The following is an 18,948-nucleotide window of genomic DNA, read 5'->3' on the forward strand; positions in this document are numbered from 1 at the left end:
GTGTCTAGAGATGGTTGATGGCGTGGGCCGGGTTCTCGATCGCGTCGGCCACGACCCGCATGAAGCCCGCGGCGACGCCGCCGTCGCACACCCGGTGGTCGAACACGAACGACATCTGGCCGATCTTGCGCACCGCGAGCTCCCCGTCGACGACCCACGGACGGTCGATGACCCGACCGAAGCCGAGGATGCCGACCTGGGGGTGGTTGATGATGGCCGCGCTGCCGTCGACGTTGAAGGCGCCGTAGTTGTTGAGGGTGAACGTGCCCGCGGTCAGCTCGGACTGCGTCGCCCGACCGTCACGCGCGGCAGCGGTGAGCCGGCGCAGCTCGGCGTCGAGCTCGATCGTGGTCAGCCGGTGGGCGCCCAGCACCGCGGGGACGACGAGCCCACGCTCGGTCTGCGTCGCGACGCCCAGGTTGATGCCGTCGTACCGGATGAGCTCCTGCCGGGCGGTGTCGACCTCGCCGTTCAGCTCGGGGTACGCCGTGAGCGCCGCGACCGTGAACCGGGCGAGGTAGGCCAGCAGGCCGGGCACCGCGGAACCTCGCGCCCTCAGCTGATCACGCAGGGCGAACAGCTCGGTGAAGTCGACGTCGACCCAGACCGTCGCCTCGGGGATCTCGCTGCGGCTGCGGGACAACGCACCGGCGACCGCCTTGCGGAAGCCGCTCATGGGCTGCCGCTCGGCCACCGCCAGACCCGTCCGTGAGCTCGGCGGCTCCACCGTGGTGGCAGCGATCGCGGCCTCGACGTCCCGCCGGGTGATGAGCCCGTCGGCACCGGTGCCGGCGATGCCCAGCACGGACAGTCCCGCCTCCCGTGCGAGCCGGCGCACCAGCGGGGAGGTCACCCGGGGCACCCGGTCGGGTGTGGCAGGCGCGGTCCCCTGCACCACGCCTGCCGTACCGGTGGCCCTGCGCGCCCGGCGGCGACCGGGCGTCCCCTCGGAGGTGCCGTAGCCGATCAGCACGTTGCCCGAGCCGGCCTGCTCCTCCTCGCGGTACTGCTCACCGGCCGACGCGGCCGGCGCGATCGAGATGAGGGGACGGCCCACGTCGACCGCCTGTCCCTCGTCGCCGTGCAGCACGCTGACGGTGCCCGCGTACGGCGACGGCACCTCGACGATTGACTTGGCGGTCTCGACCTCGACCACGGCCTGGTCCACCGTCACGACGTCACCGACCGCGACCAGCCACCGGACGATCTCCGCCTCCGTGAGCCCTTCACCGAGGTCCGGGAGCGTGAACGTCTGCGTCGTCCCCACGCCGGCCGCGGTGCTCATGCGTCCTCCCACTGCAGCGTGTCGACGGCGTCGAGGATGCGGTCGACGCTCGGCAGGTGGTACTTCTCGAGCTTGGGCGGCGGGTACGGGACGTCGAAGCCGGTCACCCGGCGCACGGGCGCGGCCAGATGGTGGAAGCACCTCTCGGTCACGCGGGCCACGATCTCGGACGCGACGCTCGCGAACCCGGCCGCCTCCGCGACGACGACCGCACGCCCGGTCGAGCGGACCGCGGCGCACACGGTCTCGTCGTCGAACGGGACCAGCGAGCGCACGTCGACGACCTGCAGGCTGCGGCCCTCGGTCGCCGCGACGTCGGCGGCCTCGAGCGCGAGCGGCACCGCCGTCCCGTACGCGATCAGGGTGGCGTCGGTGCCCTCGCGGCGGACCACGGCCCGGCCGATGCCGGGCTGCGGCTCGTCGAGGTCCACCTCGTCGCGGCTGAAGTAGAGCTTCTTGGGCTCGAGCACCACGACGGGGTCGGGCGAGGCGATCGCGGCGCGCAGCATCGCGTAGCCGTCCGCCACGGTCGCCGGGGCCAGCACGGTCAGGCCAGGGGTGTGCACGTAGTACGCCTCGGAGGAGTCGCAGTGGTGCTCCACGCCACCGATGCCGCCCGCGTACGGGATGCGGATCGTGATCGGCATCGCGAGCTTTCCGCGGGTGCGGTTCCGCAGCTTGGCGACGTGGCTGACGACCTGCTCGAAGGCCGGGTACGCGAAGGCGTCGAACTGCATCTCCACGACCGGGCGCATCCCGTTCATGGCCAGGCCGACCGCCATGCCGACGATGCCGGACTCCGCGAGCGGGGTGTCGAAGCACCGGCTCTCCCCGAACTCGGCCGTCAGGCCGTCGGTGATGCGGAAGACACCGCCGAGCGCACCCACGTCCTCGCCGAACATGAGCACCGAGTCGTCCTCGCGCATCGAATCGCGCAGGGCACGGTTCAGGGCCTGCGCCATCGTGATCTTCTCGTGCTCGGCCATCAGACGGCGTCCTCTCGGGCCAGCTCGTCCGCGAGGAACGCCGCCTGCTCCCGCAGCTGCGGGGTGGGCTCGGCGTACACGTGGGCGAAGAGCTCCTGCGGGTCGGCCTCGACGTCGGCCATCAGGCCCTCGCGCATCGCCGCCGCCACCGTCTCGGCTCGGTCGGTCATCTCCGCCGCACGCGCCGCGGTGAGCAGCCCGCGCTCCGTCAGGTGGGCGGTGCTGCGCAGCAGCGGGTCCCGCGCGCGCCACTTCTCCACGTCCGCGTCGGTGCGGTACCGCGTCGCGTCGTCGGCGTTCGTGTGGGCCTGCATGCGGTAGGTGTGCGCCTCGACGAGCTGGGGCCCGCCGCCGCCGCGAGCCGCCTCGACCGCGCTGCCGAGGACCGACAGCAGGGCCGCGACGTCGTTGCCGTCGACCCGTTGTCCCGGGACGCCGTACCCGATGCCCTTGTGCGCCAACGACGGCGCCGCGCTCTGCCGCGCCAGCGGGACGGAGATCGCGAACTCGTTGTTCTGGACGAAGAACACGACCGGCGCCCGGAACACCGCGGCGAAGTTGAGCGCCTCGTGGAAGTCGCCCTCGCTCGTGCCGCCGTCACCGCACATCGCCATCACGACCGTGTCCTCGCCGCGCAGGGTCGCGGCGTGCGCGACACCGACCGCGTGCGGCAGCTGGGTCGCGAGGGGGGTCGCCTGGGGGGCCACCTTGGTGGCGACGGGGTCGTACCCCGAGTGCCAGTCCCCGCTCAGCAGCACGAGGGCCTCGACCGGGTCGACGCCGCGCGTGACGATCGAGACCGTGTCGCGGTACGTCGGGAAGAGCCAGTCCTGCTCACCGAGGACGAGGGCCGCCGCCACCTCGCACGCCTCCTGGCCGTGGGACGAGGGATAGACCGCGAGACGGCCCTGCCGCACCAGCGCGTACGCCTGGTCGTTGATGCGGCGACCGACGACGAGCGCCTCGTGCGCTCGGAGCAGGTCGGCGTCCGCCGGGAACGGCACGACGGCATCGGGCGTCGGGCGCCCCTCGGCATCGACGAGCTGGACCGGCGCCTCCCCGGGGAGCAGGTGGACTGGCGGCATGAGCCGCTCCTCTCGTCGTCACGCGTGTCCTCGCATCGTGACCCAGGGCAGCCGTTGACTTCCACAACCTGTCGATTCCTGAGAACATGTCCACGCAGGAGGGGTTCTGGCGTGCCAGACGTCCATCTCCTGCTCGACCCGCGAGGAACGGTGAGACATATGGCCGGCACCGATCTCGACGACATCGACGAGCGCATCCTGCGCGCCCTCGAGGCCGACGGCCGGATGTCCATGCGCCAGCTCGCCGAGCACGTCCACGTCTCGCGGGCGAACGCCTACGCGCGGGTCGAACGACTTACGGCGGCGGGCGTCATCACCGGGTTCGCCGTCTCGACCGACCCGGTCTCCCGCGGGCTCGGCACGTCGGCGTACGTGACGATGAACGTCCGCCAGACCGACTGGCGGGCCATCCACACCAGGCTGCGCAGCCTCGACGGCATCGAGCACATCGCCCTGGTCGGCGGAGACTTCGACGTGGTGCTGCTGGCCCGCGCGAAGGACAACGCCGATCTGCGGCGGCTCGTCCTGGACGAGATCCAGGGCATCCCGGGGGTCATCAGCACCCGGACGCTGCTGATCTTCGAGGAGTCGGTCCCCCGGCAGTCATGACCGGCCGGCAGGCCCCGTCACTTCGTCTCGAGCACCTGGACGTGGCAGGTGCCACCGCTCTTGGGAGCAGGGACCTTGAAGATCCGGAACGCCACGGATCCGTCGGGGGCGACGTTCTCGACCCGCTTGGTCTTGGCGCGTCCGGCTCCGCCGGTCGGCTCGCCGATGAAGACGGTGACCTGGAACGTGGCGGCCGCCTTGCCACCGTTGACCAGGAACCCGGACGCCGCCCAGGAGCCCTTGGCATCCTTCTCGCACCGGAACCGCAGCAGCGCCTCCGGGACCGGCTTGCCCGTCGGGCCCGAGCTGGTCGGTTGCGCCGCCGCCGGGGATGCCGCAGCCTGCGTCGATCCGGGCTTGGCCGACGACCCGTCGGAGCTGGAGCCGCACGCAGCGAGCAGGAGGAGAAGAGCCACCGCTGCCGCACGCATAGGGACATCCCATCACGCCGGACCGCCGAGACGGCGGAGGCTCGCGCTCCCATGTAGCCTCGCGGGCATGAGGTCCAAGCGCTTCGCGCGCCGCATCGCGATCGAGGTCGCCGGGTGGACGCTCGTCGTCGCCGGCATCGCCGCCTTGGTCCTGCCCGGTCCGGGGCTGCTGTGCCTCTTCGCGGGTCTCCTGATCCTCTCCCAGCAGTACGAGTGGGCCGAGCGGCGCATGCGTCCGGTCGAGATCGCGGCCTACCGGTCCGCGGCTCAGAGCGTCCAGACCTGGCCGCGCATCATCGCCAGCACCGTGTTCGCCCTGGGGATCGGTGCCGTCGGCATCGTGTGGGGCATCAGCCCGGACGCCCCGGGCTGGTGGCCGGTCGACGAGAAGTGGTGGCTGATCGGCGGCTGGGGCACCGGCGCGACCCTCCTGGGATCGTCGGTCTTCGCGCTCGCGCTGATCGTCTACAGCTTCCGCCGGTTCCGTGGCGTCGAGGACATCGATGCCGAGGTCGAGCGGGTCGCGAACCCCGACGACGAGGAGTCGAGCCCGCGCGAGGAGTCCCGCTAGCCCTGGCGCTCCACGACGAACAGTGCATCGGCCTCGGCGCAGAGCGTGTCGCCCGACCACATCTCGCCCCGGACGAACCGCTTGCGGCCCTCCTCACGATCCATCCACCCGCGCACGCGCATCGGGACGCCCACGGGCACGATCGACCGGAAGTCGGTCTTGAGGTACGCGGTCCGGGTGGCGCTGTGCCCCTGGTGCGAGGCCATCACGCCGAGCACCTCGTCGAACACGGTCGCGATGGTGCCGCCGTGGGCCGCCCCGCCCCGGCCGAGGAAGAACGTCCCGAACGTGACGGTGCCCTCGACCTTGTCGTCCTCGACCACGTCCAGCAGGACCGGCGGCAGCGCCGGGTGACCGCGAACGGGCAGCGACCTCAGACGACCTGCGAGCCGCTCCGGCTCGGGGACCTCCAGCGGCACGAGAGCGTCCGTCCACCCCTGCAGGTCGACCGCGAGCCGCTCGAGCAGCTCGGCGCCCGGTGCCGCCGCGGTCAGCGCGTCGTGGAAGCCACGGAGCGCGTCGAGCGCGGTCGCGAACGCCCGCACCTGCTCGGGCCCCGCGGAGAGGTTGTCGAAGTGGTTCTCAGCCGTGTCCGAGCTCATCTGTCAGATGGCGGGGTCGGTCGTGAACACCGTCAGCACCGGCGCGGCGGCGAGCAGCGGTCCCAGCTCGGTGACCTGCCCCGGACCGGCGCGGAACTCGCGGTACGCCGCGTCGTGCTCCTCGGACTCCCACCGCTCGTACGCGACGAGGTGCGACGGGTCCTCGCGGTCGACCAGCACGTCGACGCCCAGGTTGCCGGAGAACGCGCGCGTCTCCTCCAGCACGCGCCGCAGGACGGTCCGTGCCTCGTCGAGGAGCTCGGGCTTGAAGCGGAGCTCGAGTGTTGCGGTGATCGCCATGGTGTTCCTCCGGTCGTCGGCTCAGCCAAGACTAGGTCGGACGTGCAACGCTCTCGCAGCCGGTCTCAGGGCAGTATGGGGTGACGCGTCCCACACCCCGGAGGTTGATGTGCTCTTCCCGCTGACCGTTCGTGACTTCCTCGACCGTGCCGTCACGGTCTACCCCGACCGCGTCGCGGTCATCGACGAGCCCGACCAGCCGGCCGCGTCCTGGGGCGAGATCACGTACGCCGAGCTCGGTCGTCGCGCCAAGGCGCAGGCGGCAGCCCTCGACGAGATGGGGGTCCCGGTCGGCGGTCGGGTCGCGATCGTGTCGCACAACTCCGCCCGCATGCTCACCTCCTTCTACGGTGTCTCGGGCTGGGGCCGTGTGCTGGTGCCGATCAACTTCCGCCTCGCGGTCGCCGAGATCCGCTACATCGTGGAGCACTCCGGCGCCCAGGTGCTGATGATCGACCCCGAGCTGCGCCACCTCGTCGACGAGATCGAGTGCGAGCGGATCTTCGTGCTCGGCGAGGACGACGACGCGATCTGGGGATCGACCGCGGAGCCGCAGCCGTGGGAGGGCGACGAGAACGCGACCGCCACGATCAACTACACGTCGGGCACGACTGCCCGCCCCAAGGGCGTCCAGCTGACCCACCGCAACAACTGGCTCAACGCGACGGTGTTCGGCTGGCAGGCGTCGGTCTCGGACCGCGACGTCTACCTCCACACCCTGCCGATGTTCCACGCCAACGGCTGGGGACACCCGTTCACCGCCACCGGCATGGGCGCGCAGCACGTCATCATCCGCAAGATCGACGGCACCGAGATCCTGCGGCGCATCCAGCGACACGGCGTGACGTACCTGTGCGCCGCGCCCGCGGTCGTCACCGCAGCGCTCGACGCGCTCAAGACCTGGGAGGGCGACGTCCCCGGACGTGACCGCGTCCGCATCATCGTCGCCGGCGCCCCGCCGCCGACGCGCACGATCGAGCGGGTCCGTGAGGAGCTGGGCTGGGAGTTCATCCAGATCTACGGCCTCACCGAGACCTCGCCGCTGCTGACGATGAGCCGGATGCGCGCGGAGTGGGACGACCTCGACCCACACCAGCAGGCGGTCAACCTGGGCCGCGCCGGCGCTCCGGCGATCGGCGTGCGGATGATGGTCGACGACCAGGGCGAGGTCCTCGCCCAGTCCAACCACAACCTGGCGTCGTACTGGGACAACCCCGAGGCCACCGCGGACGCCCAGGCCGGCAACTGGTTCCACACCGGGGACGGCGGCACGTTCGAGGACGGCTACATCACGATCGCCGACCGCAAGAAGGACGTCATCATCACCGGCGGCGAGAACGTCTCCTCGATCGAGGTCGAGGACGCCCTGATGTCACACCCCTCGGTCCGCGAGGTCGCCGTCATCGGCATCCCGGACGAGAAGTGGGGCGAGCTCATCACCGCCCTCATCGTGCTCGACCCCGACGAGAAGCCCGCCGACGAAGCCACACTGATCGCACACTGCCGCCAGCACCTCGCAGGCTACAAGTGCCCCAAGCGCATCGAGTTCCGCGACGAGCTCGCCCGCACCGCGACCGGCAAGCTGCAGAAGTTCAAGCTCCGCCAAGAGTTCTGGAAGGGCACCGACCGCCAGATCAACTGACCGCCCCGGATTCCCAGGAGAACCCAGGGATCTGTCGCCGATCACTCGTCACGACGTGGGTGAGGCGTCGGCTTCCGAGGTTCTCCTGGGAATCTGCGACCGGGCGGGCTCAGCCGCGCAGCTGGGCGGCGAGCGGGCAGTCGAAGGGGTCGCGCGCCCGGATCCCGACGTTGTTGAGGTAGTCGATGACGATCGCGTACGAGTGGAAGAGGCCCACCTCCATGTAGTCGATGCCCTCGGCCTCGCAGTGCGCCCGCACCAGCGGCTGCGCCTTGCGCAGGTTGCAGCGCGGCATGTTCGGGAAGAGGTGGTGCTCGATCTGGTAGTTCAGCCCACCCATCGCCCAGTCCACCACCGGGTTGCCGCGGACGTTGCGCGACACCATCACCTGGCGGCGGAGGAAGTCGAGCTTCATCTCCGGCGGGATGATCGGCATGCCCTTGTGCGCCGGCGCGAAGGAGGCGCCGAGGCAGAAGCCGAACACCGCCATCTGGACCGCGAAGAACGCCACGGCCTTGCCGAGCGGCAGGAAGGCCAGCAGGATCGCCACGTACGCCGTCAGCCGGGTCACGACGAGCCACAGCTCGACCCGACGCCACGGCTGCGTCGAGGTGGTGTCGCGTGCCGCACGGATGCTCTCGGCGTGCAGGTTGAGCCCCTCGAGGGTCAGCAGCGGGAAGAACAGCCAGCCCTGGCGGGTCACGAACCATCCCGCGAAGCCCTCGGTGCGCTGCGCGACGATGCCCGGCGTGAACGCGATCGCGCCCGGCCCGATGTCGGGGTCGTAGCCCTCGAGGTTCGGGCCCTTGTGGTGCATGTTGTGCTTCGCCCGCCACCACGCGAAGCTCAGCCCCGCGAATCCGCCGGCCAGGATGCGCGCGGTCCAGGAGTTCCACGTCGCGGACGTGAACATCTGCCGGTGCGCGGCGTCGTGGCCGAGGAAACCGAACTGCGTCACGATCACCCCGAGCGCGGCCGCGAGGATCAGCTGGAACCACGAGTTGCCGAGCAGGAAGAACCCCACCCAGATCGCGAAGAACGCCGCGACGTGTGCGCCGATCTGCAGCCAGTAGTAGGCGTGCCGGCGCTCGAGGAGCCCCTCGTCGCGCACGGCCTGGACCAGATCCGTGAAGCGGCTGACGTACTGCTCGCGGGGACCCGTCTCACGGATGACCTCTTGCGTCATGTGCTGCTCCTTCCGGAGCGCTCGACACGAGTCGCCGCGGACTGGGCGCCGATGACTGACTACGTTCTCCTCATCGTGGCACGCCCGGGAGCCGCCCGCGCGTCGTGCCGGCTGTGAACTCCCCCAGAAAGCACCGGCCGCGAGTCACTCCAGGACGAGCAGGAGGTCGCCACCCTCGACCTGGCGGTGCTCGGAGATCACGAGGCGCACCACCGTCCCGGCGTTCGCGGTCGTGATCGACGCCTCCATCTTCATCGCCTCGATCGTGGCCACGGTCTGACCCGCCACCACGACGTCGCCCTCGGCGACGAGCGCATGGACGACACCGGCGAACGGCACCGCGACGTGCTGGGCGTTGCGGGTGTCGGCCTTCTCGGCGGCTGCGACCTTGGAGTCCACCGAGCGGTCGCGCACCTGGGTCGGCCGGAGCTGACCGTTGATCGTGCCGAGGACGTTGCGGACTCCGCGCTCGTCCGCCTCGCCGATGGCCTCGACGCCGAACAGCAGAAGATTCCCTTCCGAGACCTCGACCTCGGTCTCCTCACCCGACCGCATGCCGTAGAGGAACGCCTCGGTGGGCACCGCGCTCAGGTCGCCGTACTCGGCACGCGCCTGGTCGAAGTCCTGCGTCGGCCCCGGGAACAGCAGCCGGTTGAGGGTGTGGCGGCGGTCCACCGCGAGGCCGTCGCGGTCCTGGTCGGACAGCTCCTCGACCCGCGTCCTGACCGAGCGTCCCTCCAGCGCCTTGGTCCGGAACGGCTCGGGCCAGCCGCCGGGCGGGTCCCCGAGCTCCCCGGAGAGAAAGCCGATCACGGACTCGGGGATGTCGAACGACGCCGGGTCGTCCGCGAACGCCTCGGGGTCGGCACCCACCGCGACGAGGTGCAGGGCCAGGTCGCCGACCACCTTGGACGAGGGGGTCACCTTGACGACGTTGCCGAGGATGTCGTTGGCCGCGGCGTACATGTCCTCGATCTGCTCGAACTTCTCCCCCAGGCCCAGGGCGATCGCCTGCTGGCGCAGGTTGGACAGCTGCCCACCGGGGATCTCGTGGCGGTAGACCCGCCCGGTCGGCGCCGGCAGACCGGACTCGAACGGCGCGTAGAGGCGCCGGGTGGCCTCCCAGTACGGCTCCAGCGCGTTGACGGCCGCGATGTCGAGCCCCGTCGTGCGCTCGGAGTGATCGGTCGCCGCGACCAGCGCGGACATCGGCGGCTGCGACGTCGTGCCGGCCAGCGCGGCGGAGGCGGCGTCCACCGCGTCGACACCGGCCTCGATCGCCGCGACGAGCGTCGCGAGCTGGCCACCCGGGGTGTCGTGCGTGTGCAGGTGCACGGGCAGGTCGAACCGCTCACGCAGGCCGCGCACGAGCGTCCGGGCTGCCGGCGCCCGCAGCAGGCCGGCCATGTCCTTGATCGCCAGGACGTGGGCGCCGGCGTCGACGATGCGCTCGGCGAGGTCCAGGTAGTAGTCCAGCGTGTAGAGCGTCTCCCCCGGGTCGGACAGGTCGCCGGTGTAGCAGAGCGCGACCTCCGCGACCGCCGTGCCGGTGGCCCGGACCGCCTCGATCGCGGGGCGCATCTGGTCGACGTCGTTGAGCGCGTCGAAGATGCGGAAGATGTCGATGCCGGTCGCGGCGGCCTCGGCGACGAACGCGTCGGTGACCTCGGTCGGGTACGGCGTGTAGCCGACCGTGTTGCGACCGCGCAGGAGCATCTGCAGACAGATGTTGGGCGCCGCCTCGCGCATCGCCGCGAGCCGGTCCCACGGGTCCTCCTTGAGGAACCGCAGCGCGACGTCGTACGTCGCCCCGCCCCAGGCCTCGATCGAGAGCAGCTGCGGCGTCATCCGGGCGACGTACGGCGCGACCTGCACCAGGTCACGGGTCCGCACGCGCGTCGCCAGCAGCGACTGGTGCGCGTCGCGGAACGTGGTGTCGGTGACCCCGACCGTGTCGCGCTGGCGCAGGGCAGCCGCGAAGCCGTCGGGCCCCAGCTCGGCGAGCAGCTGACGCGAGCCGTCCGGCGCCGCTGCCGTCAGGTCCAGCTGCGGCAGCTTCGATACCGGGTCGACAGTGGTCGGCGAGGTGCCGTGCGGCTTGTTGACCGTGACGTCCGCGAGCCAGGACAGGATCTTGCCGGCGGGGTCGGCGGCACCGTGCGCCTGCAGCAGGGCGGGGTGCTCCTCGATGAACGACGTGGTGACCCGGCCCGCGCGGAAGTCCGGGTCGGCCAGCAGCCCCTGCAGGAAGCCGATGTTGGTCGACACCCCACCCACGTGGAACTCGCTCAGGGCGCGCTCCGCGCGGGTCACCGCGGCCTCGAAGTCGCGACCACGACAGGTCAGCTTGGACAGCATCGAGTCGAAGTGCGGGCTGACCACGGCCCCGGTGAACGCGGTGCCGCCGTCGAGGCGCACGCCCGGACCACCCGGTGAGCGGTACGACGTGATGGTGCCGGTGTCGGGGCGGAACCCGTTGGCCGGGTCCTCGGTCGTGATCCGGCACTGCAGGGCGAAACCGCGGGCAGTGATGGAGTCCTGGACGTCCAGGCCGAGGTCGACGAGCGTCGCGCCCGCCGCGATCTCCATCTGTGCCTGCACCAGGTCGACACCGGTGACCTCCTCGGTCACGGTGTGCTCGACCTGGATCCGCGGGTTCATCTCGATGAACACGTAGCGGTGGTCCGCGCCGAGCAGGAACTCCACCGTGCCGGCGCACGAGTAGCCGATCGACTCCGCGAACCGCACCGCGTCGGCGCACATCGCCTCCCGGACCTCGACCGGCAGGTGCGGTGCGGGGGCGATCTCCACGACCTTCTGGTGGCGACGCTGCACCGAGCAGTCCCGCTCCCGCAGATGAACCACTGAGCCGACGGAGTCGGCAAGAACCTGCACCTCGATGTGCCGGGCGTCCACCACGGCTTCCTCGATGAAGCAGGTCGGGTCGCCGAACGCCCCGTCGGCCTCGCGCATCGCGGCCTCGATCGACTCACGCAGCCGTGCGGGATCGTCCACCTTGCGCATGCCGCGGCCACCGCCGCCGGCCACCGCCTTGACGAACAACGGGTACGTCAGCGCATCCGAGCTCGCCACGAGCTCGTCGACGTCGGCGGACGGCTCGACCGACCTGAGCGTCGGGACGCCGGCCGACCGCGCAGCAGCGATCGCCGACGCCTTGTTGCCAGTCAGCTCCAGCACCTCGCGCGACGGCCCGATGAACGTGATGCCCGCCTGCTCGCAGGCCTCCGCGAGGTCGGGGTTCTCGGACAGGAAGCCGTACCCCGGGTAGATCGCGTCGGCCCCTGCAGCCACCGCCGCAGCGACGATGCCCTCGGGGTCGAGGTAGGCCCGCACGGGGTGGCCGCGCTCGCCGATCTCGTACGCCTCGTCGGCGCGGACACGGTGCTCGGACCCGCGGTCCTCGTAGGGGAACACCGCGACGGTCTGGGCGCCCAGCTCGTGGGCGGCGCGGATCGCGCGGATCGCGATCTCCCCACGGTTGGCGACGAGAATCTTCTGGAACAACGGGGGCATCCTTGCTCAGAGGGTCCGAGCCCACAATGTAGCGGTCGGACGCCGGTCGGGGCCCCGAGGGGCGGCTCAGGTCCTGGCTCGTCCCTGGCCGGCCTGGTGGACGAGGCGCAGACGGCGCGACGACCGTCGGATCGTGAGCCGCTGGCCCCAGGACAGGGACATCGAGTCGGCCTCGATGCCGTCGCCGAAGCACACCAGCCGATCGGACTCGACCGCGACGACGAGGGAGCCCGCGTCCGGGACGATCCCCTCCGTGAACGTCGTGCCCGTCGCGGGCGAGGGCCAGGCCTCCCGCACGAACCAGCACAGCTCGGGCGACGTCGGCAGCGGGAGCGGCAGCTCGCTGCGTCGCTCCTGCCAGCTCGACCGCAGCCAGCCCGTGGCCCCGGTCCCCGTTCCCGCGAGGATGCCGGAGGAGGAGTGCCGCTCCTGGCGGCCGTCGGCCTGGATCACGTAGCGCGCGGACTGGTGGCTCGGATGACCGATGAACAGCTCGTTGAGCGCACGGAGCTCCTGGCCGTCGTCCGTCACCGCCTCCACCATCGTGCGGTCCTCGAGCACCGCGGCACCGCGCCCGAGGGCGGTCAGCACCGCGCTCACGGAGGCGGGGGCATGGGGCACGAGGATGCCCGGGTTCCAACGCGGCTCCGGGTTGACGCCGACAACCGGCTGGCCGGACAGGTACTTCGCGACGTTGGCCACCAGACCGTCCTGACCGACCGCGACGACGACGTCCTCCGGCCCGAAGACGAACCGGTCGAGCTCGTCCCGCTCGACCTCGACCCGCCGCCAGTGCACCGGTAGGCCGGCCGACACCTCGCTCATCGCAGTGGCCAGCGCGACGTGGCGCTGCTGCACCTCCGCGATGTCGCGGCCCCGCTGGGCCAGGTAGAACTCGGCCTGGCCGTGCGTGCCGTGCCGGGCCAGCAGGTCGTCGTACTCGGAACGGCGGTGCACGACGACGGCGCGGGGCCGCAGGCTCACTCCGTCACCGTCTCCCGCCCGTCACCCAGCCGGTCCAGCAGCGGCGCCAGCAGCTCCGGGGTCAGGCTCAGGTGCGTGAGGGGCGGGACGTTCGCGGCGAGCTCGCGCAGCGCGAGGGCCAGCAGCTTGCTCTGGTCCACGTCGCCGTACGCCGCGAACTTGGCGGCCTCGGCCGTCGCGTCGGCGGCGCCGAGCTCCCGCGTGCGGTCGGCGTCCGCCTTCGCCATGAGGCCCTGGCGCTCGGCCTTCGCCGTGGTCGCGATCTTGTCCGCCTCCGCCTGCTCGCTCGCCCGCCTGCGCTCGTTCTGCCCCCGCTGGGCGACGAGCTCCTCCTCGCGGCGGGCCAGCTCGATCTGGTTGGTCAGCTCGTTCTCGGCGATGGCCCGCTCGTTCTCGACCGCCACCGCGCGCCGCTCGAACGTCGCCCGATCGGCCTCCTGCTGCACCCGCTCACGCGTGGGGGTCTGCAGGGCGCGCTCGAGATCGGCCTCGGCACGGATCGCGACGACCCGGACGTCGGTGACCGACAGTCCCCGCTCGACCAGGCGCTGGTCGTCGGCGAGCTGCTCGGCCACCCGCTGGCGCACCGGGCCGATGCCGTGGGCCAGGGCCTCCGCCAACGAGACCCCTGCCAGGTACTCCAGGGCGGGCTGCTGCGCCAGCTCGGTGAGCAGGCCACCCAGCCGCTCGAGGGGGCGGGCGTTCCAGTCGCCGGTGCGCGGGTTGACGCCGAAGTCGATGCGGGTCGCAGCCACGGCGGGGTCCGAGACCCGGTAGGTCACGGTCGCCTGGACCGAGACGAGCTGGAAGTCAGACGTCCGCGCCTGGAACATCAGCGCCTGCTCGCGGTCGTCCAACGGGACCTCCGCCAGCGCCGCCGTGCTCGGTCGGAACCAGAAGGAGACACCAGCACCCGACCGCTTCACCGCACCGCCGCGCAGCTGGAGGACGAACGACGTCGGGTCCGAGCGCAGGTGGTGGACGAACGGTCGCCTGGTGATGTCAGCCATGGGGCCCCCTGGGAGAAGTGCGGTGCGGACCCAGTCTGCCTGTCTCCAAGCACGTCCGAGACGTCGGGCGGCGGTGAGGCCGCCCGACGCGTCTCAGACCTTGTACGAACGCGACGAGACGATCATGTCGGCGAAGGTCCGGTTCTCCTTGTCCCACAGCGGCCAGAGATAGCCCAGACCGCACGGCAGGCTGTCCAGGATGTGCAGCAGGGAGCGACCGAAGCTGAGCCCGGCCCCGATGGGCTGGGTCGTCCCGGCACGGTAGATCGCGATGCCGACGGCCTTCTTGCCGATCGACTGCCCCGTGGTGCCCTGCAGGTACACGGTGTTCGCGATGAAGTAGATGAGCGCGAGCCCGTAGTACAGGGCGGCCCCGGCGCCCTTGAGCTGGAACGAGGAGCTGCCGTCGGAGGTCTCGGCCGTGCCGAACAGCAATGCCGCGAGGAAGAAGACCACGACGGTGGGGATCGCGTCGATGAGGGTCGCGGCCACGCGCAGGCCCCAGCTCGCGAAGGGCTGGCTGGTGGAGGCCTGGGGTGGTGCGCCGTACGGATTGGTCATGGGAGCTCCAGGTTCGGGAGTGATGTCGACCACACCGTAGCGATACCCGGCCCCGCAGCGCAGCACATTCGCCGCGTCGGCGGCGTGACGCGAAAGGCTCTCAGCGACGCATCCTGCGCCAGATCACCAGCTGGTTGTCGGCGATCACTGCCGGCAGGTTCTGCGGCAGCTTCGACTGGGCGAGCTCGGCCTGCAGCTCGGCGACCTTCTCCTGCAGCGCGAGCACCTGGTTCTCGAGCTCGATGACCCGCTTGACGCCCTCGAGGCCCAGGCCTTCGGCGGTCAGCCGGGCGACCGTGCGCAGCAGCTCGATGTCACGCAGCGAGTAGCGCCGCCCACCGCCGCCCGTACGACCGGGGGCGACGAGGCCCAGCCGGTCGTACGTGCGCAGTGTCTGGGGGTGCAGCCCGGACAGCTCCGCGGCGACGCTGATCACGAACACCTTGGCCTCCGGGCCAGGGGGCTGGAAGCCGGGCCCCGATCCGCGCTTGCCGGCGTCCCCGGCCATCACGACACCGCCTCGAACATCCCGTCACGCGGCGAGTCCGCGCCGCGCGCCTCACGGAACGCCTCGACCGCCGCCCGCTCCTCGTCGGTGAGCTGCTTGGGCACCTGCACCTCCACGGTCACGAGCAGGTCGCCCCGTCCGCCGGACCGGGTCGTCGCGCCCTTGCCGGTGGCGCGGAACGTGCGGCCCGTGGGCGTGCCGGCGGGCACCTTGATCCGCACCGGCGGGCCGTCCAACGTGGGCACCTGGATGTTCGCACCCAGCGCCGCCTCGTCGAAGGTCACCGGGACCGTGATCGTGAGGTGGTCCCCCTTGCGTCCGAACAGGCGGTGGGGCTCGACGTGCACGACCAGGTAGAGGTCCCCGTTCGCACCGCCGTTGTCGCCCTTGCCGCCCTTGCCCTTGAGCCGGATGCGCTGACCGTCCTTGACGCCCGCAGGCACCTTGACGTTGAGCGTGCGGCTCGTCGGCGCACGGCCGGAGCCGTGGCACGTCTCGCACGGGTGCTCGACGATGAGCCCCCGTCCGCGGCACAGGTCGCACGGCTCGGTCATCGCGAACACGCCACCGGCGGCCCCCGTCACCATGCCGCTGCCCTGGCACTTCGGGCACACCTTGGGCGTCGTGCCCGGCTTGGCGCCCGTGCCGTGGCAGGTCGTGCAGGGCTCGTCGCTCGTCATCCGCAACGGCAGCGTCGCGCCGTCCACGGCCTGCTCGAAGCTGATCGTCGCCTCGGTCTCGAGGTCGTCGCCCTTGCGTCCCTGCGGCCGCTGCCGGGTCCGTCCGCGGCCCCCGAAGAGGCCGCCGAACAGGTCGGACATGTCGAAGTCGGCCTGGGGGCCGGCCCCGCCCTGTGGGCGGAACCCGCCCCCGGAACCGAATCCGCCCGGAGCACCGCGGAACTGCCCGAACATGCTGCGCTGCTCGTCGTACTCCTTGCGCTTGTCCTTGGACGAGAGCACGGCGTACGCCTCGGAGACCTCCTTGAAGCGCTCCTCAGCAGCCTTGTTGCCCGGATTGGAGTCGGGGTGGTTCTCTCGCGCCAGCTTGCGGTACGCCTTCTTGATCTCGTCCTGGCTTGCGTCCTTCTTGACCCCGAGGACCTTGTAGAAGTCCTTGGTCGCCCAGTCACTTGCTGCCATGTCCCCACCCCTCCTTTCCGTCAGTGCTGGTTGTCGTCGGCGTCAGCCGACTCCGCCGCGGGAGCCTCCGGGGAGGAGGCCTCCGTCGACGGCTCTGCGGGTTCCGGCGCCGAGCTGGCCGGGTCGACGACGCCGACCGTGGCGGCCCGCAGCACGCGGTCGCCGATCTTGTAGCCGGTGCGCATGACCGTGTCGACGGTCGTGGTGTCGACGTCGGCCGACTCGCCCGCGTGGAACACCGCCTCGTGCAGCGACGGGTCGAACGCGTCGCCCTTCGCGCCGAACGCCTCGAGCTTGTGCTTGCTGACGGCGTTCTGCAGCGAGTCGGCGACGGCCTTGAAGCCGCCGGACAGCTCGCCGTGCTCGGCGGCGCGACCGATGTCGTCCAGCACCGTCAGGAGCGACTGCAGGACGGCAGCCTCTCCCTGGGCGCGCACGAGCTCACGGTCGCGGTCGACGCGGCGCTTGTAGTTGACGTACTCCGCCTGGAGACGCTGCAGGTCGAGCGTGCGCTCGGCCAGCTGCTGCTCCAGTGACGGACCGGCCGGGGCCTCCGCCGGCTGAGCTTCCTCAGCCGGCGTGGGCTCCTGCTCTGGGGCCGAGTCCGTGCCCGGCTCGGTCACTTCTTGTCGTCCTCGTCGTCGACGATCTCGGCCTCGACGACGTCGTCGTCATCGGCCGCGCCGGCGGTGGGGGCATCGGTGCCGGCAGCCTGCGCGTCGGCGGCGGCCGCGGCGTACATCGCCTCACCCATCTTCGAGCTGGACTCGCCGAGCTTGGTCACGGCGGCCTGGATGGCGTCCGCGTCCTCACCCTTGAGGGCCTCGTTGAGCGCGTCGAGGTCGCCCTGCACCTCGGCCTTGACGTCGTCGCCGACCTTGTCGCCGTTCTCGGCGAGGAACTTCTCGGTCGTGTGCGCGAGCGACTCGGCCTGGTTGCGGGTCTCGACGGCCTCGCGACGCTTGCGGTCCTCCTCGGCGTACGCCTCGGCGTCCTTGACCATCTTGTCGATGTCGTCCTTGGACAGGGCCGAACCGCCGGTGATGGTCATCGACTGCTCCTTGCCCGTGCCACGGTCCTTGGCGGACACGTTGACGATGCCGTTGGCGTCGATGTCGAAGGTGACCTCGATCTGCGGCACGCCGCGCGGGGCCGGCGGGAGGCCGGTGAGCTCGAACGTGGCCAGCAGCTGGTTGCCCGCGGCCATCTCGCGCTCGCCCTGGTACACCTGGATCGCGACGGACGGCTGGTTGTCGTCGGCCGTCGTGAAGACCTCGGACCGCTTGGTCGGGATCGTCGTGTTGCGCTCGATGAGCTTGGTCATCACGCCGCCCTTGGTCTCGATGCCGAGACTCAGCGGGGTGACGTCGAGCAGGAGCACGTCCTTGACCTCGCCCTTGAGCACGCCGGCCTGGAGGCTGGCGCCGATCGCGACGACCTCGTCGGGGTTGACGCCCTTGTTGGGCTCCTTGCCACCGGTCAGCGACTTCACGAGCTCGGAGACGGCGGGCATGCGGGTCGATCCACCGACCAGCACGACGTGGTCGATCGCGCTCAGCGCGATGCCGGCGTCCTTGATCACGCTGTTGAACGGCGCCTTGGTGCGCTCGAGCAGGTCGGACGTGATCTTCTCGAACTCCGCGCGGGTCAGGGTCTCGTCGAGGAACACGGGGTTCTTCTCGGCGTCGACCGTGATGTACGGCAGGTTGATTGAGGTCGAGGACGAGCTCGACAGCTCGATCTTGGCGCGCTCGGCGGCCTCACGGACACGCGGCATCGCCATCTTGTCCTTGGTCAGGTCCAGGCCCGTGCTGCTCTTGAAGCGCGTGACGATCCAGTCGACGATCTTCTCGTCCCAGTCGTCACCACCGAGGTGGTTGTCGCCGCTGGTGGCCTTGACCTCGATGACGCCGTCGCCGATCTCCAGCAGGGACACGTCGAACGTGCCGCCGCCGAGGTCGAAGACGAGGATCGTCTGGTCGTCGGCCTTGTCCAGACCGTACGCCAGCGCGGCCGCCGTCGGCTCGTTGATGATGCGGCTGACGTTGAGGCCTGCGATCTCGCCGGCCTCCTTGGTGGCCTGGCGCTGGTGGTCGTTGAAGTACGCCGGGACGGTGATGACCGCGTCGGTCACCGCCTCACCGAGGTACGCCTCGGCGTCCCGCTTCAGCTTCTGCAGGATGAACGCGGAGATCTGCTGCGGGTTGAACTTCTTCCCGTCGATCTCGGTCGTCCAGTCGGTGCCGATGTGACGCTTGACCGAACGGATCGTGCGATCGACGTTGGTCACGCCCTGTCGCTTGGCGACCTCGCCGGCCAGGACCTCTCCGTCCTTGGCGAATGCGACGACCGAGGGAGTGGTGCGAGCGCCCTCGGCGTTCGCGATGACGGTGGGCTCGCCACCTTCGAGCACGGCGACGACGGAGTTCGTCGTGCCCAGGTCAATTCCGACCGCTCTTGCCATGGTGTTTCCTCCTGCTGTGGGTGGTTCGTGGGTGACTTCAAGAATGTG

The 18,948-nt window shown here is 70.9% G+C and carries 18 protein-coding genes; 3 read left to right on the plus strand and 15 right to left on the minus strand.

From position 1 onward, the window contains the following. Positions 1-4: 4 nt before the first annotated feature. Genes C3E78_RS16850 through C3E78_RS16860 form a run of 3 tightly spaced genes read right to left on the minus strand, consistent with a single transcriptional unit; the run spans position 5 to position 3,356 of the window. A complete protein-coding gene (locus tag C3E78_RS16850) occupies positions 5-1,285 on the minus strand; it encodes a dihydrolipoamide acetyltransferase family protein (protein ID WP_108580404.1) in 1,281 nt (426 codons plus the stop codon). Next, positions 1,282-2,271: an alpha-ketoacid dehydrogenase subunit beta gene (locus C3E78_RS16855; RefSeq protein ID WP_108580406.1), complete on the minus strand. Its 990-nt coding sequence runs from the start codon at positions 2,269-2,271 to the stop codon at positions 1,282-1,284. Before C3E78_RS16855 ends, C3E78_RS16850 begins: the two co-directional genes overlap by 4 nt. Further along, complete coding sequence (locus tag C3E78_RS16860; protein WP_108580408.1) at positions 2,271-3,356, minus strand: thiamine pyrophosphate-dependent dehydrogenase E1 component subunit alpha; 1,086 nt, start codon at positions 3,354-3,356, stop codon at positions 2,271-2,273. The genes C3E78_RS16855 and C3E78_RS16860 overlap by 1 nt, the downstream gene beginning before the upstream one ends. A gap of 159 nt (positions 3,357-3,515) precedes the next feature. Between C3E78_RS16860 and C3E78_RS16865 the strand changes: the two genes are divergently transcribed. Then, a complete protein-coding gene (locus tag C3E78_RS16865; RefSeq protein WP_108580410.1) occupies positions 3,516-3,965 on the plus strand; it encodes an Lrp/AsnC family transcriptional regulator in 450 nt (149 codons plus the stop codon). 17 nt (positions 3,966-3,982) lie between these two features. Here the strand turns inward: C3E78_RS16865 and C3E78_RS16870 are convergent, their stop codons facing one another. Then, complete coding sequence (locus tag C3E78_RS16870) at positions 3,983-4,396, minus strand: hypothetical protein (protein ID WP_108580412.1); 414 nt, start codon at positions 4,394-4,396, stop codon at positions 3,983-3,985. 67 nt (positions 4,397-4,463) lie between these two features. Between C3E78_RS16870 and C3E78_RS16875 the strand changes: the two genes are divergently transcribed. Beyond that, on the plus strand, positions 4,464-4,967 hold the full coding sequence (locus C3E78_RS16875) for a PGPGW domain-containing protein (RefSeq protein ID WP_108580414.1): 504 nt from the start codon (positions 4,464-4,466) through the stop codon (positions 4,965-4,967). On the opposite strand, the gene C3E78_RS16880 is transcribed toward C3E78_RS16875, so the two are convergent. Together C3E78_RS16880 and C3E78_RS16885 are read right to left on the minus strand one after the other, a co-directional pair. Continuing rightward, on the minus strand, positions 4,964-5,569 hold the full coding sequence (locus C3E78_RS16880; protein WP_108580416.1) for a PaaI family thioesterase: 606 nt from the start codon (positions 5,567-5,569) through the stop codon (positions 4,964-4,966). The genes C3E78_RS16875 and C3E78_RS16880 overlap by 4 nt on opposite strands. A 3-nt stretch (positions 5,570-5,572) precedes the next feature. Next, the gene (locus C3E78_RS16885; protein WP_108580418.1) at positions 5,573-5,869 is read right to left on the minus strand and encodes a putative quinol monooxygenase; all 297 of its coding nucleotides are present in this window, start codon (positions 5,867-5,869) and stop codon (positions 5,573-5,575) included. A gap of 109 nt (positions 5,870-5,978) precedes the next feature. Between C3E78_RS16885 and C3E78_RS16890 the strand changes: the two genes are divergently transcribed. Beyond that, a complete protein-coding gene (locus C3E78_RS16890) occupies positions 5,979-7,511 on the plus strand; it encodes an AMP-binding protein (RefSeq protein WP_108580420.1) in 1,533 nt (510 codons plus the stop codon). A gap of 109 nt (positions 7,512-7,620) precedes the next feature. Here C3E78_RS16890 and C3E78_RS16895 read toward each other — a convergent pair whose 3' ends face one another. The 9 genes from C3E78_RS16895 to dnaK form a co-directional block, all read right to left on the minus strand. Next, complete coding sequence (locus C3E78_RS16895; RefSeq protein ID WP_108580422.1) at positions 7,621-8,697, minus strand: fatty acid desaturase family protein; 1,077 nt, start codon at positions 8,695-8,697, stop codon at positions 7,621-7,623. Between the two features lie 144 nt (positions 8,698-8,841). After that, positions 8,842-12,222 (minus strand): pyruvate carboxylase, encoded by a 3,381-nt coding sequence (locus tag C3E78_RS16900; protein WP_108580424.1) that lies wholly within the window; start codon positions 12,220-12,222, stop codon positions 8,842-8,844. Positions 12,223-12,297: 75 nt separating this feature from the next. Further along, the gene (locus tag C3E78_RS16905) at positions 12,298-13,215 is read right to left on the minus strand and encodes a diacylglycerol kinase catalytic domain-containing protein (RefSeq protein ID WP_108580426.1); all 918 of its coding nucleotides are present in this window, start codon (positions 13,213-13,215) and stop codon (positions 12,298-12,300) included. Further along, positions 13,212-14,225: an SPFH domain-containing protein gene (locus tag C3E78_RS16910; protein WP_108580428.1), complete on the minus strand. Its 1,014-nt coding sequence runs from the start codon at positions 14,223-14,225 to the stop codon at positions 13,212-13,214. Before C3E78_RS16910 ends, C3E78_RS16905 begins: the two co-directional genes overlap by 4 nt. Positions 14,226-14,318: 93 nt before the next feature. Further along, complete coding sequence (locus C3E78_RS16915; protein WP_108580430.1) at positions 14,319-14,786, minus strand: RDD family protein; 468 nt, start codon at positions 14,784-14,786, stop codon at positions 14,319-14,321. Between the two features lie 100 nt (positions 14,787-14,886). Continuing rightward, positions 14,887-15,294: a heat shock protein transcriptional repressor HspR gene (locus tag C3E78_RS16920; protein ID WP_108580432.1), complete on the minus strand. Its 408-nt coding sequence runs from the start codon at positions 15,292-15,294 to the stop codon at positions 14,887-14,889. Next, positions 15,294-16,436: a molecular chaperone DnaJ gene (gene dnaJ, locus C3E78_RS16925; protein ID WP_108580434.1), complete on the minus strand. Its 1,143-nt coding sequence runs from the start codon at positions 16,434-16,436 to the stop codon at positions 15,294-15,296. Before dnaJ ends, C3E78_RS16920 begins: the two co-directional genes overlap by 1 nt. A 20-nt stretch (positions 16,437-16,456) precedes the next feature. Continuing rightward, positions 16,457-17,059: a nucleotide exchange factor GrpE gene (locus tag C3E78_RS16930; RefSeq protein ID WP_108580436.1), complete on the minus strand. Its 603-nt coding sequence runs from the start codon at positions 17,057-17,059 to the stop codon at positions 16,457-16,459. After that, the gene (dnaK, locus tag C3E78_RS16935; protein WP_108580438.1) at positions 17,056-18,900 is read right to left on the minus strand and encodes a molecular chaperone DnaK; all 1,845 of its coding nucleotides are present in this window, start codon (positions 18,898-18,900) and stop codon (positions 17,056-17,058) included. Before dnaK ends, C3E78_RS16930 begins: the two co-directional genes overlap by 4 nt. Between the last annotated feature and the right edge of the window lie 48 nt (positions 18,901-18,948).

The sequence above is a fragment of the Aeromicrobium chenweiae genome (genome assembly GCF_003065605.1).
Taxonomy (GTDB): domain Bacteria; phylum Actinomycetota; class Actinomycetes; order Propionibacteriales; family Nocardioidaceae; genus Aeromicrobium; species Aeromicrobium chenweiae.

Bases quoted from the DNA above. Each gene is read 5' to 3' on its own strand.
- C3E78_RS16850 (WP_108580404.1), bottom strand. From the start codon at position 1,285: ATGAGCACCGCGGCCGGCGTGGGGACGACGCAGACGTTCACGCTCCCG.
- C3E78_RS16855 (WP_108580406.1), bottom strand. From the start codon at position 2,271: ATGGCCGAGCACGAGAAGATCACGATGGCGCAGGCCCTGAACCGTGCC.
- C3E78_RS16860 (WP_108580408.1), bottom strand. From the start codon at position 3,356: ATGCCGCCAGTCCACCTGCTCCCCGGGGAGGCGCCGGTCCAGCTCGTC.
- C3E78_RS16865 (WP_108580410.1), top strand. From the start codon at position 3,516: ATGGCCGGCACCGATCTCGACGACATCGACGAGCGCATCCTGCGCGCC.
- C3E78_RS16870 (WP_108580412.1), bottom strand. From the start codon at position 4,396: ATGCGTGCGGCAGCGGTGGCTCTTCTCCTCCTGCTCGCTGCGTGCGGC.
- C3E78_RS16875 (WP_108580414.1), top strand. From the start codon at position 4,464: ATGAGGTCCAAGCGCTTCGCGCGCCGCATCGCGATCGAGGTCGCCGGG.
- C3E78_RS16880 (WP_108580416.1), bottom strand. From the start codon at position 5,569: ATGAGCTCGGACACGGCTGAGAACCACTTCGACAACCTCTCCGCGGGG.
- C3E78_RS16885 (WP_108580418.1), bottom strand. From the start codon at position 5,869: ATGGCGATCACCGCAACACTCGAGCTCCGCTTCAAGCCCGAGCTCCTC.
- C3E78_RS16895 (WP_108580422.1), bottom strand. From the start codon at position 8,697: ATGACGCAAGAGGTCATCCGTGAGACGGGTCCCCGCGAGCAGTACGTC.
- C3E78_RS16910 (WP_108580428.1), bottom strand. From the start codon at position 14,225: ATGGCTGACATCACCAGGCGACCGTTCGTCCACCACCTGCGCTCGGAC.
- C3E78_RS16915 (WP_108580430.1), bottom strand. From the start codon at position 14,786: ATGACCAATCCGTACGGCGCACCACCCCAGGCCTCCACCAGCCAGCCC.
- C3E78_RS16920 (WP_108580432.1), bottom strand. From the start codon at position 15,294: ATGGCCGGGGACGCCGGCAAGCGCGGATCGGGGCCCGGCTTCCAGCCC.
- dnaJ (WP_108580434.1), bottom strand. From the start codon at position 16,436: ATGGCAGCAAGTGACTGGGCGACCAAGGACTTCTACAAGGTCCTCGGG.
- dnaK (WP_108580438.1), bottom strand. From the start codon at position 18,900: ATGGCAAGAGCGGTCGGAATTGACCTGGGCACGACGAACTCCGTCGTC.